Annotated in this window: 14 protein-coding genes; 7 read left to right on the plus strand and 7 right to left on the minus strand. The window is 65.1% G+C overall.

Annotated elements, in window-relative coordinates; genetic code table 11:
• Positions 1-691: 691 nt before the first annotated feature.
• The gene (locus AC07UK_RS07315; protein ID WP_494685538.1) at positions 692-814 is read right to left on the minus strand and encodes a hypothetical protein; all 123 of its coding nucleotides are present in this window, start codon (positions 812-814) and stop codon (positions 692-694) included.
• A gap of 216 nt (positions 815-1,030) precedes the next feature.
• On the opposite strand from AC07UK_RS07315, the gene AC07UK_RS07320 reads away from it, so the two are divergent.
• A complete protein-coding gene (locus AC07UK_RS07320) occupies positions 1,031-2,614 on the plus strand; it encodes an MFS transporter (RefSeq protein WP_494685635.1) in 1,584 nt (527 codons plus the stop codon).
• 144 nt (positions 2,615-2,758) lie between these two features.
• Here the strand turns inward: AC07UK_RS07320 and AC07UK_RS07325 are convergent, their stop codons facing one another.
• Entirely contained in the window at positions 2,759-3,082 is a 324-nt protein-coding gene (locus tag AC07UK_RS07325) for a hypothetical protein (RefSeq protein WP_013953089.1), read from the minus strand.
• A gap of 745 nt (positions 3,083-3,827) precedes the next feature.
• Between AC07UK_RS07325 and fdnG the strand changes: the two genes are divergently transcribed.
• From fdnG to fdhE, 4 genes are read left to right on the plus strand one after another with little or no spacing between them, the layout of a single operon-like run.
• The gene (gene fdnG, locus AC07UK_RS07330) at positions 3,828-6,917 is read left to right on the plus strand and encodes a formate dehydrogenase-N subunit alpha (RefSeq protein ID WP_494685539.1); all 3,090 of its coding nucleotides are present in this window, start codon (positions 3,828-3,830) and stop codon (positions 6,915-6,917) included.
• Positions 6,914-7,804 (plus strand): formate dehydrogenase subunit beta, encoded by an 891-nt coding sequence (gene fdxH / locus AC07UK_RS07335; RefSeq protein WP_494685540.1) that lies wholly within the window; start codon positions 6,914-6,916, stop codon positions 7,802-7,804. The genes fdnG and fdxH overlap by 4 nt, the downstream gene beginning before the upstream one ends.
• 13 nt (positions 7,805-7,817) lie before the next feature.
• Positions 7,818-8,492: a formate dehydrogenase subunit gamma gene (locus tag AC07UK_RS07340; protein ID WP_494685541.1), complete on the plus strand. Its 675-nt coding sequence runs from the start codon at positions 7,818-7,820 to the stop codon at positions 8,490-8,492.
• Positions 8,489-9,352: a formate dehydrogenase accessory protein FdhE gene (gene fdhE / locus AC07UK_RS07345; protein WP_494685542.1), complete on the plus strand. Its 864-nt coding sequence runs from the start codon at positions 8,489-8,491 to the stop codon at positions 9,350-9,352. Before AC07UK_RS07340 ends, fdhE begins: the two co-directional genes overlap by 4 nt.
• A 43-nt stretch (positions 9,353-9,395) precedes the next feature.
• Here fdhE and AC07UK_RS07350 read toward each other — a convergent pair whose 3' ends face one another.
• Complete coding sequence (locus AC07UK_RS07350) at positions 9,396-9,974, minus strand: NnrU family protein (RefSeq protein WP_494685543.1); 579 nt, start codon at positions 9,972-9,974, stop codon at positions 9,396-9,398.
• An 87-nt stretch (positions 9,975-10,061) separates the two neighbouring features.
• Here AC07UK_RS07350 and AC07UK_RS07355 point away from each other — a divergent pair, with 87 nt between their 5' ends.
• Together AC07UK_RS07355 and cax are read left to right on the plus strand one after the other, a co-directional pair.
• Positions 10,062-10,466, plus strand: coding sequence for a VOC family protein (locus tag AC07UK_RS07355; protein ID WP_494685544.1), 405 nt, complete (start codon positions 10,062-10,064; stop codon positions 10,464-10,466).
• 126 nt (positions 10,467-10,592) lie between these two features.
• Complete coding sequence (gene cax / locus AC07UK_RS07360) at positions 10,593-11,663, plus strand: calcium/proton exchanger (protein ID WP_436223281.1); 1,071 nt, start codon at positions 10,593-10,595, stop codon at positions 11,661-11,663.
• A 38-nt stretch (positions 11,664-11,701) separates the two neighbouring features.
• Here cax and AC07UK_RS07365 read toward each other — a convergent pair whose 3' ends face one another.
• The 4 genes from AC07UK_RS07365 to AC07UK_RS07380 all read right to left on the minus strand — a co-directional run bounded on the left by AC07UK_RS07365 (position 11,702) and on the right by AC07UK_RS07380 (position 15,817).
• Positions 11,702-12,103 (minus strand): hypothetical protein, encoded by a 402-nt coding sequence (locus AC07UK_RS07365; protein WP_436223280.1) that lies wholly within the window; start codon positions 12,101-12,103, stop codon positions 11,702-11,704.
• Between the two features lie 147 nt (positions 12,104-12,250).
• The gene (locus AC07UK_RS07370) at positions 12,251-13,495 is read right to left on the minus strand and encodes a complex I 51 kDa subunit family protein (RefSeq protein ID WP_494685545.1); all 1,245 of its coding nucleotides are present in this window, start codon (positions 13,493-13,495) and stop codon (positions 12,251-12,253) included.
• Between the two features lie 19 nt (positions 13,496-13,514).
• Complete coding sequence (locus AC07UK_RS07375; RefSeq protein WP_494685546.1) at positions 13,515-15,164, minus strand: FAD-binding protein; 1,650 nt, start codon at positions 15,162-15,164, stop codon at positions 13,515-13,517.
• 14 nt (positions 15,165-15,178) lie between these two features.
• The gene (locus AC07UK_RS07380) at positions 15,179-15,817 is read right to left on the minus strand and encodes a 2Fe-2S iron-sulfur cluster-binding protein (RefSeq protein ID WP_436225289.1); all 639 of its coding nucleotides are present in this window, start codon (positions 15,815-15,817) and stop codon (positions 15,179-15,181) included.
• Positions 15,818-15,874: the final 57 nt, after the last annotated feature.

Raw genomic sequence — 15,874 nt, forward strand, 5'->3', positions numbered from 1 at the left:
GTAGGGAACGGTTGATGGAACAACCGGTTTCATCAGGTCATACCTTCTCCAGTGAAACAGAAACTCAAGCGACTTTCAGGTCGCACGTGCACATCGAGTCCGGCGCAACGGGGATAGAGCACTTGCATGGGGCCTCCTGCCAGAGTCAATGGCATCGGCAGCAGCCCTCGGTTTCGAAATCTACTAGGCGCGATCCGGGGTGTCACCACCCATGGTCGCAATTCGGGGTGCTCGCAGGGCTACGGGTCCAACTGTTAAACGGGCTCGGAGCACCAAGCGCAAGCCGACCTCGTTACCGACACCAGCTACGATCTTATTCCTGTCTAAGCGCAATTCACCGGCCCAAAGCCCGCTTCATCCTTCGGGGTCGGGCGTGCCCGATGGACAACTGTTAAGAGACATGGCCGTCGACACGCATCGGCTTTGACGAGGCGGCGCATGTGGCTGGCGTCCTTGCGTGCGCCGAAGGGCGCATGTCCAACCTAAAGCGGACCGCCGATCGGGATGCGCTCATTGGCCGTTTAGGGTCGCTCAGAGACAGTCGTTAGCCACCGTCAGTTACCGCCCGATCTGGAATCCCGCATGCGCGGCCTGATTCGCGACAGCTACGTCAACTTCGGCCCAATGCTGGCTTGCGAAACGCTGCGCGAGCGGCACGACGTCAAAATTTCGCCAGCCTTCTTGTGCCGGATCATATACATTGCCGCCGGTTGCGCGCCTGATGCATTTTGGGTGGGCGCAGCTTCCAGGACACCCGGAAGCCGGCGTCGAACAGCATGTCCGGGGACGGTTGCAGATCGATGGCAGCGATCACGCCTTGTTCCATGCGCTAGATGGGGCGGACCGCGCAACTGATAAGCGCCGCGACCGACCGCGCGCTCGCCTCGCTTCCGCTGAATAAGTAGCGCATCGCGCTCGCACGCACCCGGCCAACCGTATCTGCGGTCCCGCGCTCCCGTTACTATGCTAGTCACCATCGACCGGCACGGGAGCGAGCTTGGCCAACCCGGATCTTCTCGATCGCGATCAGATGACCGCGCACGTCGTCGCTGCCCAAGCGAGCCCGTGCGACGAACTCGTCATTCGCTCGCAGCCCACCGCGGTCGACCGCCCGTGCCGGCGCAAGCGTCTGGCACTCGCCGCGACGATCCTCGGCTCAAGCATGGCGTTCATCGACGGCTCCGTCGTCAATGTCGCGCTACCCGCCATTCAGAGCGAACTCGGCGCGAGCGTCGCGGCAATGCAGTGGATCGTTAACGCCTACCTGCTCTTTCTCGGGTCCCTCGTGCTGGTGGGCGGATCGATGGGCGACAAGCTCGGCCGCCGCACGGTGTTCATAACGGGCATCGGGGTCTTCACGCTGGCGTCGGCCGCCTGCGGGTTCGCGCCGGACGCGAAAACGCTGATCGCCGCGCGCGCCGTGCAGGGCTTTGGTGCAGCACTCTTCGTACCCAGTAGTCTCGCGATCATCGGCGCCGTCTATGAAGGCGAAGCGCGCGGACGGGCAATCGGCACCTGGGCGGCCGTCGGGGCAATCACGTCCGCGGCGGCGCCAGTGGCGGGCGGCTGGCTCGTCGACGTGTTGTCGTGGCGCGCGATATTCTTCCTCAACGTCCCGCTTGCAGCGGCGACGATCGCGCTCGCGATTTCGTCGGTGCCGAACAGCCACAAGCTCGATGCGCCTCAACGGTTGGACTGGCCCGGCGCGCTTAGCGTCGCAGCGGGGCTCGCTGCCCTCACCTATGGTCTGACCGAGGCGTCTGCGCGCGGTTTCGCGGATCCGCTTGTACTGTGCGCGATCGGCGCCGGCGCGTTCGTGCTGGTCGCATTCGTGATGATCGAAGCGAACAGCCGTCACCCCATGATGCCGCTCGACGTGTTCCGCTCACGCGATTTCACCGGCGCCAACCTCGTCACACTGCTGCTCTACTTCGGCCTGAGCGGCGCACTGTTCTTCCTGCCGTTCACGCTGATCCGCGCACATGCCTACACCGCAACCGAAGCGGGCGCGGCGCTGCTGCCGGTGCCGGTCATCATCGGCTTGTTGTCGCGCTTCACCGGCGGCCTGACGAGCCGCTTCGGTTCGCGGATCCTGTTGAGCGCTGGCCCGGGTATCGCGGGAATCGGGTTCTTGATGCTGGCGTTGCCGTTCGTGCGCGGCAGCTATTGGGCCGGATTTTTCCCTGCGCTCAGCGTGCTCGGGCTTGGCATGACGATCACCGTCGCGCCGCTCACGACGATTGTGATGGACTCGGTGCCGGCTGACCACGCAGGCGTTGCATCCGGCATCAACAATGCGGTTGCACGTGTGGCGAGTCTGCTGGCGATTGCGGTGCTGGGCATCGTGTTCGTGTGGTCGCACCAAGCGGCGCTGTCGGCGCGGCTCGATGAACTGGACGTTCCCAGGGACGCACGCCGGACCGGGCAGTTGCTGGAGCCGGGCGCGCAAGCCGGGGCGGCGGGGGGCGACGCCCATTTGCCGACTCAGACACCCGTGGCGCTGGCGGAAGCCGAAGCTATCACCGAAGCGCTGCGCGCCGTTGCGCTGGTGTCCGCCGTGTGCGCGTTCGCCGGAGCGGGCCTCGCGGTGGCGACCATCCGACCCCGCAGGTGATATGCCTCGCGTCGCCGGACGCATCCGTTGCCTGTCGGCGCCCTCCCCGCGGCGAAGGCAGATGGGTCAAGAAACCGGGGGATGTCGTGCCGCTGGCGCCATTCCTGGCGTCGCAGGCCGGATGCCAGTCCAGCCGGTCGCCGCTTACAGCGGCCCGGGCAGCGTCTTCAGGCCGATCCAGAGCACCACGATGACAACATTGACCGGTACGCAGAGCGCGCCGGGCACGTAGAAGAGCGCGGACAGCGCAGGCGCGGACAGCACAAGTTCCACCACGCTACCCAGCCCATAGCAGCAGACACCGCACCAGAGCCAGCGCCGCATGTACGTCAACAGCCAATGCGCGCGCGCCTTGTTGAAATGCCAGGCGAGGGCTCGTTCAGCGCGGTTGCCCTGGCTGGCGTCCCGGTACAGCCACCCGAAGAAAAAGTAGCGGTACAGCAGGGCGCGAAAGGTCTGCTCTTGCATGATCACTCCTTTGGCCGCTGCCAGCCTGTGGAGTGTAAAGGTCATTCAAGCCCACAGCGCAGGCCGGATGCCAGCGGCGCAGGCCAATTTCCGTTCTGTTCAATGTCATTGGTAGAAACGCCCGGCACGGAAGTCAAGCGTGACGGGAATCGCTGCCGGCACAGGACGGCCACGTGGTGGCACTGCTGCGCCGCAGCGCAAATGGGCAAGCGCACTGGAACCCGGCCAGCCATCAGGCCTGACTCGGCAGACGATGCGGTTGCGCCGACTCGGATGGCAAGGCCCCCTGGGGCATAAGCTGCCCGCCGAACGGGATTTTCCCCTATTTGGAGTAATGGGCTGGTCGTGCTACGCTCCTCAGCGAGCGATACCCGTCCCGACGTCGTGCCCCGGTGGGGCCGCGCATCTGCAGGGCAATCCGCAGGGCGTTTCGGGCTCATTCTCATCGCTTATCCAAATTTATCTGCATTCGAACCTGAGCGGCATTTCTCCGCTCGTGGAGCCGTGCGCGCGGAAAACCGGCACGGATGACCTCGCGTCGTGACCGGCGACGCGAGTCATTTGTGGTTGGTCATCCTCTTGCGCGTGCGCCTCTGGGACGTACCGGACGGGGCATCTCCGTGATCGATCGCGATCCGGGCGCTCCGGGGATACGTGCGCCCAAATGACGCCGCGGGTCTCGAATGCGATCGCCCCCACCCTGGCAGCAGGGATGGGCGGAAGAAGAAATGACGATGAGACCACGATGACTTACACCACCAATATCGGACGTCGGCAGTTCCTCAAGATACTTGGCCTTGGATCTGTTGCCGTCTCGGCCTCGGCCCTGGGCCTGGGTACAGCCTGGGCGCAGGCGCCTGCCGGCGTGCGCCCCTACAAGCTGCTGCGTGCGAAAGAGACGCGCAACAACTGCACCTATTGCTCGGTCGGGTGCGGCCTGCTGATGTACTCGCTGGGTGACGGCGCCAAAAACGCGAAGCCCCGCATCTTCCACATCGAGGGGGATCCCGATCACCCGGTCAGCCGTGGTTCGCTCTGCCCCAAGGGCGCGGGGCTGCTGGACATCGTCCATTCGAAAAACCGCTTGCAGTATCCGGAATACCGCGCGCCAGGGTCGAAGGAGTGGGTGCGCATCAGTTGGGACGACGCGACCAGGCGCATCGCCCGCCTGCTGAAGGACGACCGCGACAAGAACTTCATCGCGCGCAACGACAAGGGCCAGCTGGTGAACCGCTGGCTGAGCTCGGGCATGCTCGCCTCGTCGGCGGCGTCCAACGAAACCGGGGTTCTCGACTTCAAGTTTGCCCGCTCGCTCGGCATGCTGGCGCTGGATTGCCAGGCGCGCCTGTGCCACGGGCCAACGGTTTCGGCACTGGGGCCATCCTTCGGCCGCGGCGCGATGACGAATCACTGGGTGGACATCAAGAACGCCAATGTCGTCATCGTCATGGGCGGCAACCCGGCCGAGGCGCATCCGGTCGGCTTCAAATGGGTGATCGAGGCCAAGATCAGGAACAAGGCCAAGGTCATCGTCATCGATCCGCGCTTCAACCGCACCGCCTCGGTTGCCGATATCTTCTCGCCGATCCGGGCGGGGTCGGACACCGCCTTCCTGATGGGCATGGTCAACTGGCTGCTGCAGCACGACAAGATCCAGCACGACTATGTGCGCGCCTACACCAACGCCTCGCTGATCGTGCGCGAGGATTTCGGCTTCGACGAAGGGCTGTTCTCGGGCTTCGATCCGCAGAAGCTCGTCTACGACAAATCCTCCTGGAACTATGAGCTCGACGCAGCCGGGAACGCGAAACGCGATCCCTCGATGCGACATCCGCGCTGCGTGCTGAGCCTGCTGAAGCAGCACGTGTCACGCTACACGCCCGAGAAGGTCGAGGAGATCACCGGCGTCAAGCGGGCCGACTTCCTGCAGATCGCCGAAATCGTCGGCTCGTGCTCGGCGAAGGACAAGACGCTGACCTGGCTTTACGCGCTCGGCTGGACGCACCACACCGGCGGCGCGCAGATCATCCGCGGCGCGGCCATGATCCAGTTGCTGCTGGGCAATGTCGGCATGTCCGGCGGCGGCGTGAATGCGCTGCGCGGGCATTCCAACATCCAGGGCTATACCGACCTTGGCCTGCTGTCGGTGCGGCTGCCTGGCTACATGGACCTGCCCACAGACAGGCAGCAGACCCTGAAGCAATACCTGGCCGATGCCACGCCCAAGGCCGTGCTGCCCGATCAGGTGAACTACTGGAAGAACCTGCCCAAGTTCTTCGTCTCATTGCAGAAGAACCTGTTCGGCAAGCATGCCACCGCGGAAAACAACTGGGCCTTTGACCTGCTGCCAAAGTGGGACCGCAGCTACGACATGCTGGCGTATTTCGACCTGATGTACGAGGGCAAGGTCAACGGCTATGTCGTCCAGGGATTCAACCCGCTGGCGGCGATGCCTGACAAGAACAAGACCTCGGCCGCGCTGTCGAAACTGAAGTTCCTCGTGGTCATCGACCCGCTGGTGACCGAGACCTCAAACTTCTGGCGTAACGAAGGCAGGTTCAACGACGTCAAGACCGAAGAGATCATGACCGAAGTCTTCCGGCTGCCGTCGAGCTGCTTTGCCGAGGAAGACGGGACGGTCGTGAACTCCGGCCGTTGGCTGCAATGGCACTACGCCGGCCAGCAGCCACCGGGCGAAGCGCGGCATGATCCGGCCATCCTCGGCGGCATCATGATGGAGCTGCGGCGGCTCTACGAGAAGGAAGGCGGCGCCTGCCCGGAACAGGTGTTGCACATGACCTGGGACGAGGCGACCTATCACGATCCGCACAGCCCCCATCCCGAGGAAATGGCCAAGGAAGCCAACGGCTACGCGTTGGCAGATGTGTTCGACGAGACCGGGAAGAAGATCCTGCGCAAGGGCCAGCTGCTGGATTCGTTCGCGCAACTGCGCGACGACGGCACGACCTCGAGCTATTGCTGGATCTTCGCCGGTTCCTGGACCGAGGCGGGCAACCAGATGGCCAGGCGCGACAACACCGACACCGGCCTGGGCAATACGCCGGGCTGGGCCTGGTCCTGGCCTGCCAACCGCCGCATCCTCTACAACCGCGCCTCGATGGACGAGATGGGGAACCCCTGGGACCCCAAGCGCCAGATCCTGCATTGGAACGGCGAGAAATGGGTGGGCGCTGACGTGCCCGACTTTCCGCTCACTGCGGCGCCCGGCACGCCCGTCGGCCCCTTCATCATGCTGCCCGAAGGCGTTGGGCGCCTGTTCTCCGTCGGCGGCATGATCGACGGCCCCTTCCCCGAGCATTACGAGCCGGTTGAAAGCCCGATCGCCAAGAACCCCCTGCACGACAAGGTCACCCACAACCCGACCGCCCGCATCTTCCAGAACGATGCGCAGCGGATGGGCAACCGCACCGAGTTTCCCTATGTCGCCACGACCTATTCCATCACGGAACTGTTCCGCCACTGGACCAAGCACTCGCACCTGAACGCCATGCTCCAGCCCGAGCAATTCGTCGAGATCGGCGAGAAGCTGGCCGCCGACAAGGGCATCGCCCATGGCGACACGGTGAAGATCACGACCAAGCGCGGCCATATCACTGCCAAGGCGGTGGTGACCAAGCGCATGCGCACGCTCCAGGTGGCCGGGCAGGCGGTCGATCAGATCGGCATCCCCTGCCATTGGGGCTTCGAGGGGGCGACCCGCAAGGGCTACCTCGCCAATACGCTTGCCCCGGGTGTCGGCGACGCCAATTCGCAAACGCCGGAATTCAAGGCATTCCTCGTAAACATTGAAAAAGTGGCGGGAGCACAAGCATGAACTCGCAGAACATCATCCGTAGCTCGGCGTCGTCGGACCTGACACCCGCCCCCCGCATCCGCGACCATCAGATGGAAGTGGCCAAGCTGATCGACGTGTCGATCTGCATCGGCTGCAAGGCGTGCCAGGTGGCCTGCAATGAATGGAACGACCTGCGCGGCGACGTGCAGGAGAATGTCGGCGTCTACGACAATCCGCGCGACCTGTCGCCCAACACCTGGACCCTGATGCGCTTCACCGAGCATGAGGACCAGGCGGGCAAGCTGGAATGGCTGATCCGCAAGGACGGCTGCATGCATTGCGAGGATCCCGGCTGCCTGAAAGCCTGCCCGGCGCCCGGAGCGATCGTCCAGTATGCCAACGGCATCGTCGACTTCCAGTCCGACCTGTGCATCGGCTGCGGCTATTGCGTCGCGGGCTGTCCCTTCGACGTGCCTCGTATTTCCAAGCTGGACAACCAGGCCTACAAGTGCACGCTGTGCTCGGACCGCGTCTCGGTCGGGCAGGAGCCTGCCTGCGTCAAGACCTGCCCGACCGGCGCCATCGCCTTCGGCTCGAAGGCAGAAATGCAATCCCTTGCCGCCGAGCGCGTGACCGAGTTGAACGAGCGCGGCTATGCCAAGGCCGGCCTGTATGACCCGGCGGGGGTCGGCGGCACCCACGTGATGTATGTGCTGCAACATGCCGACGACCCGAAGCGTTACGCGGGCCTGCCGAAGGACCCTGGGATCAGCTCGGTGGTCGCGGGCTGGAAGGATGGCCTGAAACCCGCCGCCGGCTTCGTCGGCGCGGCGGCGGTGGTAGGCATGGCGGCGCATTTCATGGCGGTCGGCCCCAACACCACCGAAACAGACGACCACGACGCCCCGACTGACGGCGCGGCATAAGCGGAGACCGGAAATGGCGACCAACAACGACAGGATCCTGCGCACCAAATTCGCCGAGCGGATGTGTCACTGGGCGATCGTGCTCTGCTTCTTCCTCGCGGCGGTTTCGGGAATCTCGTGGTTCTTCCCGACGGTGAGCTGGCTGAGCGGCTTCCTTGGCACGCCGCAGATGGCGCGGCTGCTCCACCCGTTCCTGGGCATCGCGGTTTTCGCGGGGCTTTGCTACATGTTCTGGCGCTTCGTCGGCTACAACATGCCCGCGCGCACCGACGCGATCTGGTTCCGCCGCGCCAGGGAGGTGCTGCTGAACCAGCATGGCGGCGAACCGCTGCAAATCGGCAAGTACAACGCCGGCCAGAAGGTGCTGTTCTGGCTCATCATGGCTTCGATCCTGGCCCTGCTGATCTCCGGGCTGATCATGTGGCGCGCCTATTTCGCCGAGTATTTCCCGATCCCCATGCTCCGCCTGGCGATCCTGGCCCATTCCGTCGCGGGGATCGGCCTGATCCTGCTGATCGTGGGCCACATCTATCTGGCAATCTGGGTCCGCGGCTCGATCACGGGCATGGTGACGGGCTACGTCTCGCACGCCTGGGCCAGGCAGCACCATGACCGCTGGTATGGCGAGTTGAAGGCGAAAGAGTTGAATCAGTCGAAAGCGGCGCAAGCGAAGGGCCACGAAGCATGAACCAGCATCAGACCGCGCCGGGAACACTGTCATCGAACGAGGCCTCCCGCCATTTCACCCCGCTGATCCAGCCAGACCTTGCCGGTCTTTACAGCCGCCGCGCCGCACGCCTGCGTGCGCTGGCCGACGGGCACGACCTTGCCGATTACCTGCGCCTGGCCGCCCGCGTGGCCGAAGTACAGGCATCGCTTGTGCCCGAAACCGGTGGATCCGGCCTGGCAGACGCCCGGACCATCCCGCAGGAGGGGCATTGGGGCGCCCTGCTTGATCGGTTGGTCGAGCGGCTCGCGCACGATGTTCCCGCCCCCGTCGCCCCGCATCTTGCGGCGCTGCGCGACCTCCCTGCGGATGCGCGCCTTGGCGCCGCCCAGGCGCTGACCGAGGGCCGTTTTGATGCGGTGCCGGCGGCAATCGCGCCCTTCCTCTGGGCCGCGCTCTCGCTGCAATGTGCCAGCGCCGCGCGGGCGGCTCCGGTGCCCGACAGCGGCCCGGCCGAGCACGCGTCCTGCCCGGTCTGCGGCACTGCCCCCGTGGCAAGCCTGATCCTGATCGGCGACCGCCAGGGCATGCGCTATCTGCATTGCGCGCTCTGCGAGAGCCAGTGGCACATGGTGCGGGCGAAATGCACCAACTGCGGCGCCGCCTCGGAGCTTGACTACCTCAGCTTCGACACCCCCGACGCCACGGTACGCGCCGAAAGCTGCGGCGTGTGCCACGGCTATCTGAAGGTGATCTCACTGGAACGCGATCCGCAGGCCGAGGCCGTGGCCGATGACCTTGCCACCCTGGCCCTGGACGATGCGGTGACGGCGGAGGGCTATCAACGCACCGGGTTCAATCCCTTCGCGCTGCCGGGATGAGGGGCTGCCCGACATATCCATCGCTAACCGCCAGATTTTTCGCTTACCCGAACGCCCGCACGCCGGTCATCCATTCATGAAGCACGAATCCGAACAGCGCCCAGGCCGCCAGCCCGACGATCGCCACCATCGCATCGCGCGCAGGTGTCCCGGTCGGGTAGGTGGTTCCTGCTTCCCGGTCCCGCCGGCGTGCTGACACGAAGTCCGCCACCGCCCACGCCAGGAACGCGCCAAACAGCAGCACTGCGGCGAGTGTTCCGTTGGCAAGCAGGTGCCCCAGGGCCCAGGCCTGCACGCCTGCCAGCATCGGATGACCAAGCGCAGCCTTGATGCGGTTGCGAGGCACATATGCCGCCGCAATCAGCACAAAGGCCGGGATCGTGAGTAATGCGGCAACGTACCGCCCCCACACCGGCGGCGTCCAGACCACCACAGGATGCGCGCTGGCCAGGCCGTAGCCCCAGACAACCAGCGCCAGGCCGGCAATCGAAACCAGGGTGTACAAGCCTTTCCAGCGAGCGGGGCCGAGCCTGGCAATCTGCGCGGTGCGCCATGGGTCAGCAACCATGCGTACCGAGTGCCCAGCCAGAAAAATGAGCAATCCCAAAACCAGTACCGTCATGCTGCCACCCCTTCTTTAGCGCCTGCCGCACGCCTATGCTAGACACATTGCGTTGCAGCGGTCCAGCCTTATTCAGGAGGGTTTCCCATGCTTCAGAACAGTGACGTCGCGGCCAGGATTCCTGCGCAAGACCTCGCACGGGCGAGATCCTTCTACTCGAGCAAGCTCGGGCTTGAGCCAGTCGAGGAACGGCCCGGCGGCCTGCGCTACAAGTGCGGCAACAGCTACTTCGTACTTTTCGAGTCGGCTGGTTCGGCCTCTGGCAGTCACACACAAATGGCCTGGGAGGTCGATGACATCCAGGCAACCGTTAGGGAGCTGCGGCACCTGGGTGTCGTGTTCGAAAAATACGATCTTCCCGGCCTCAAGACCATCAATGGGATCGCCGAGGTCCAGGGGAACTACCCGTCCAAGGGTGGCATAGGCGAGAAAGGTGCCTGGTTCAGGGACAGCGAGGGCAACCTCCTTGCCATCGGGCAACCGATCAGGTGAGTCCGTCGGCCTGATCGAACTACCCGCGGCTGTACCAAGCTGTCTTGTCTCTTGCCTGCAACCCCGGTAGGAGATAAAAGGACCGTTCGAGGACGAGCTGTCATCACCGGAAGCAGGAGGCAATCCATGTGGATGAATTTGCTTCTGATCTTTGTGCCGATCGCAATCGCCCTGGAATTCCTTGCTTCCGATCACCACCTCCTGATCTTTATCACTTCCTCCCTGGCCATCCTGCCGCTTGCCGGGCGGATGAGCCATGCCACCGAGCAACTCGCGGAGCGCATGGGCGAGGCGGTCGGGGGGCTGCTAAATGCGACATTCGGCAATGCGGCTGAACTGATCATCGCACTTGTCGCCTTGCGTGCCGGCCTCCATCAGGTGGTGGAAGCCTCCATCGTCGGTTCCATTGTCGGGAATATGCTGCTGGTGTTTGGCGCCGCGATGCTCGCAGGCGGCATTCGCTATCCTGAGCAAAGCTTTAACCCGCGCGGCGCGCGTTCCCAGGCGACCATGCTCATACTGTCGGCGATCGCGCTGATCCTGCCTGCCAGCTTTGAAGCGGTAGAAGGCACGACCGCCGTGCTGTACCGGCTCAGCGCCTGGATTTCCATCGCGCTTCTGGTCGTCTATGCGCTGTACCTGGTGTTCTCGCTGGTCACTCACCCCGCGCTGTTCCGCGGCGCATACGAAGCAAAGGCGGTTGCTCCGGAAGGCGTGGAGGGCGAGCCCTCCTCGTCCGTAGCGCGGGCGATAGCGATACTGGCGGCAGCCACCGTAGGGACGGCGTGGATGAGCGAGATCATGGTGGGTGCGCTCGGCCCCATGATGCGCGACTACGCCCTCAGCGACATATTCGTCGGTGCCTTTGTGGTGGCGATCCTCGGAAATGCGGCCGAGCATGCATCGGCCATTACCGCAGCCATGAGAAATCGCATGGACCTGTCGTTTTCCATTGCGGTTGGCTCGAGCGTCCAGGTGGCGCTGTTTGTCGCGCCGGTGCTGGTGCTGACGAGCCATTTTCTCGGTCCGGCCCCGATGGACCTGGCCTTTCGTCCCGCCCTGGTCCTGATGGTGGTCCTGTCCGTGGTGGTCACGGCGCAAATGGCGAGCGACGGGCACGCCGACTGGTTCAAGGGCACGCAGCTCCTGATCGTCTATCTTGCCCTCGCCCTCACCTTCTTCTTCCTGCCGCGCTGAAGACTGCTGTCGGCGACTTTGGCATCAGGGCACACCCGCTACCGCCGCCGCGGTGCAGCATGCCGCGGCGGATAGAGTTTCTGGAACTGTGCCGTCGTGATCCCCATTGCGCCCCTGTCATCGATGATCGTCATCTCGCGCCACGCGCTCGGCGCGCCTTCGAGTCCGGGGAATTCCCTCAACTGCCAGATGCGACCCGTCTGCGTGTCGAGCAAGAAGGGGCCTGCGCGGCCCTGTGATTGACTCACGATCTGATAGCGGCCAGGTCCAGCCTGCTGCGGCATATCATCGGCTCGCTGGGGCGGCGGTATGGCAACCGCTTCACTGCCGGCGGCGACGGGTGTTTTGCCGCTTGCCGGGGCTGGCGGCTGCTCGCGGTTGCCGCATGCCCCGACCAAAGCCATCGACAAGCACAGCGCGTAAGGTGCAATGTAGTGCATGGTTGGCTCCGTGATCTCGCCCTTCGCATCCATTGGAAAGCCGCCTGGCCGCTGTTCGGCGAACCCACAAGACGCCAGGACATCGCTGCGCGCGGCCGCGCGCTCGCATGGCGCGACGCCGCGCAAACCGGACGTTCGATGCCGAGCCTATGCCATCAGGAGCGCCTCGTATTCCTCCCGGAACTGATGGAGGGAACTGTCCACCACCGTCACGGCGCCGTCGATCAGGCCACAACGCCCGCTGCCGGGAAGGATGCGGCACAGGTTTTCCAGCGATTCCAGGTCCGCGCGCACGCCGCGGCCCGTATCGATCCGGTTCAGCAGGCGCATCAGCTGGAAGGTCCCGCCCTTGCACGGCGGACACTGGCCGCACGAGCCCTGGGCGAAGAAGCTGACGTACTCTGCCACCTTGCGGACGATGCTGGTCCCTTCCGACACCACGATCATCGCACCGGTTCCCAGCCGCGAACGCCGTTGCCGCACGGAGTCGAAGTCAAGCGCCACATCGAGATCGCGCTTGGTCAGCAGCGTATTGGAGGGACCGCCCGTGAAGACCGCCTTGAACTCCTTGCCCTGGAGCATCCCGCCGCCATGCCGGAACACCAGCGTCTCAAGACTCGTGCCCATCGGCAGCTCATACAGGCCAGGCCGCAAGACATCGCCCGAGAGCGAGTACAGCTTGGTTCCGGCGGCATGGCCGATGCCGAGGCCGCGATACCACTGGGCACCGTTGCGCAAGATGCCCGGTACGTGGGCCAGCGTCTCGGTATTGTTGACGACGGTCGGTGCGCCATGCACGCCGTGTTCGGCGGGAAAAGGCGGCTTGCGGCGCGGAAACGGGAATCCGCCCTCGACGCTCGCGATGACCGCGGTTTCCTCGCCGCCGATATACAAGCCTGAGCTGGGCAGGACGCGCAGCGATACCGGTCCGCCGACCAGCCCGGCCAGCTCGGCGAACTGCGGGTGTGCCTGCCATTGCTGCACCGCCTCGCGCGTCCGCGCCAGCGACAGCGGCTGATGGGGATTGACGTACAGCACGACCTGGTTGGCGCGGGTGGCGGCCGCGGCGATCAGCGCACCCTCGATCACCTGGTGCGGCGTGTGCTCAAGCAAGAAGCGGTCCTTGAACGTCCCCGGCTCGTCTTCGTTGCCATTGCAGATGATGTACTTGTCGCCAGCCGCCGCGGCAGCCACCGGCGCCCATTTTCGATGCGTCGCGAAACCAGCGCCGCCCATCCCGCGCAGGTCGGCCTGCTCGATCTCGGCAATGACCGCGGCCGGTTCGCGCAGGGCCCGGGCCAGCCCTTCTCCGCCGCCGCGTGCCAGCCAGGCATCCAGGTCGGCGCCAACCCGGATGTCCTCGTTGAGCAGAACCTGATTGAGCTGTTCCATCGCGCGCTCCGTGCCCCGCTTACCGGGTGCCGCCGACCGCCCGGCCCCACGCGCCGGAGTGCAACCCTGCGTCGACGCGCAGATCGAAATTCGCGTAGCCGGGGAACAGCTGCGGTGCCTTGACATGCAGGGGCAGCCCGGCCAGCGTCAGTTCCCGCTGCCAGGCGTGCACGTGGCCGATGCCGGCGCGGGCGGCCATGGCGCTGCGCCCGGCTTGCGCCGCGCTGGCACCGGCGCGCCGGCCCATGCTCAGGATATCGAGCAGCGCGTTGCCCATCAACCGGTTGCGCCCATGAATGCCGCCCGTGACCTCGCCAACGCAATAGAGCCCTGGCACACTGGTCGCGCCCTCCTTGTCGATGGCAACGCCGCCGTTCTGGTAGTGCAGGGTCGGGTAGACAAGGAAAGGCTCCTGGGACGCATCCTGCCCGCACTTGTGGGCGAGATGGCGCAGCGTCACGAGTCGCTTTTCCAGGATGCCGGGGTTCTCCATTTCCAGCGTCGGCGTGTCGAGGAAGACACCAACCTGTCCGCCCCGCTCGATGCCGCGCCCCTGCGCGCATTCGCGCAGGATTGCCGAGGCCACGATGTCCCGCGGCATGAGTTCATCGACGAAACGCTCGCCCTCGCCGTTGATCAGCTTCGCGCCGGCCGAGCGGGCGGCTTCCGAGATCAGGCCGCCCGCCAGGTGCGGCGGGTAGGCGATGCCGGTGGGATGGTATTGAAACGAATCCAGCTCGCGCAGGCGCGCCCCGATCCGATAGGCCAGCACCAGGCCGTCTGCGGTCGCCCCGTAATGGTTGGACGTCGGGAAGGCATTCAGGTGCAGGCGCCCCGCCCCGCCGGTGGCAAGAATCACGGCGCGCGCGCGCACCAGCATAAAGGTGCGCCATTCGAGGTTGTAGATCACCGCCCCGGCGCAGCGTCCCCGCTCGTCGGACAGCAGCTCGACTGCGGGGCAGCGGTTCCACACCGCGATGCCGGCCTCGAGGTCCACCGCCTCGCGCAGCACGCGCATCATTTCCAGGCCGGTATAGTCCCGGTAGGAGAGAATGCGCGCGGCCGATGCTCCCCCTGGCTTCTTGCGCAGAAGGTTGCCGCCGAGGGGCCGGTCTTCCTCCTGGTCGAACATCATGCCCAGCCGGATCAGCCATCGGATCACGTCGGGTCCGTCCATCACCATTTGCGCGACCAGCTCGGGCTCGCCGCAGAAGTGCCCGGCACGCAAGGTGTCCTCAAAATGCAATTGGGGACTGTCGTCCTCGCCGATGGCCGCCTGGATCCCGCCTTCGGCCATCACGGTGTTGCTGTCACCGAGGCGCAGCTTGGTGGCGAGAATCACCTGCGCGCCTTGCCTGGCCGCGGTCAGCGCCGCCGCGCAGCCGCCACCGCCCCCGCCGATGATCAGCACATCGGTGGACACGAGTTGCGCCCCGGCAATGTCGACGTCGTCGATCAGCGCGTTGGCTTGCAGATAGCGCGCGAGATCCGGCTGACAAGGCTCGCCGCGGTTGACGCCGACGGCCAGCGCGACGCGCGCATTGGGCCCGTGGTCGGGGTGATAGGCCTTGAGCAGTGCTTCGACGGAGATGTCATCGCCGCGCACCGCCGGCGACACACCTGGACGGTAGCGCTTGCGCGCCTCTTCATAGGGGATGCCAGCTGGCATGATGGTTCGTCCCGTCAGCGCGGCGGCTGCGCGCCGGGTGCGTCAAAGTCGATCGTCATCGCGCCGCTCTCGATCTGCTGCAGGCGCAGCATGAGATTGGCCGGCCGCAGCGTCTGCGCCGCGATCATCCGCCGCACGAACAGGCCGAGATGGTTGGGCCGGATATGCTCGGGGCAGGCCAGCGTGCAGAGGTTGCACATGACGCATTCGTCGAACACCTGGCCCGAGGCGGTCAGCTTGCCCTCCACCGCGAACCTCACGCCCTCCTGAACATCGAGTCCCTTTGGACAGGCCCGGTCGCATCCGCTGCAGTGACGGCAATGGGCAGCCTCCGGGAAAACTTCAGAGATTGCTTGCAAGGCATCCCAGCTGTCGCCGATCTCCTCGATGCGATAGACGTGCCGCTCCGACGCCGTGAAGTAATCCAGGAACGCCACCTGCATGCCATCTTCGACCAGCGTTTCGCAGGCGAGCGCGGTCTTGACATCCTGCTCGCCGTTGCGCCGCACCATGACGCGGCATGAGCCGCACACCCCCTGACCCATGCAGCCGACGCCTTCGACAAGCGTTTCCCCCGCGTGCAGGAAGGCCTGCAGGATGGAGCAGCTTGCCGGTGCTTCGACCGAGTGTCCTTCGATACTCAAGCGTACCAGTCCCATCGCGTCGCCTCTATCGCCCGGCGTCGTCAGCGCCACACTGGCATTTCCACA

Source organism: Cupriavidus sp. GW821-FHT07C08, from assembly GCF_059419025.1.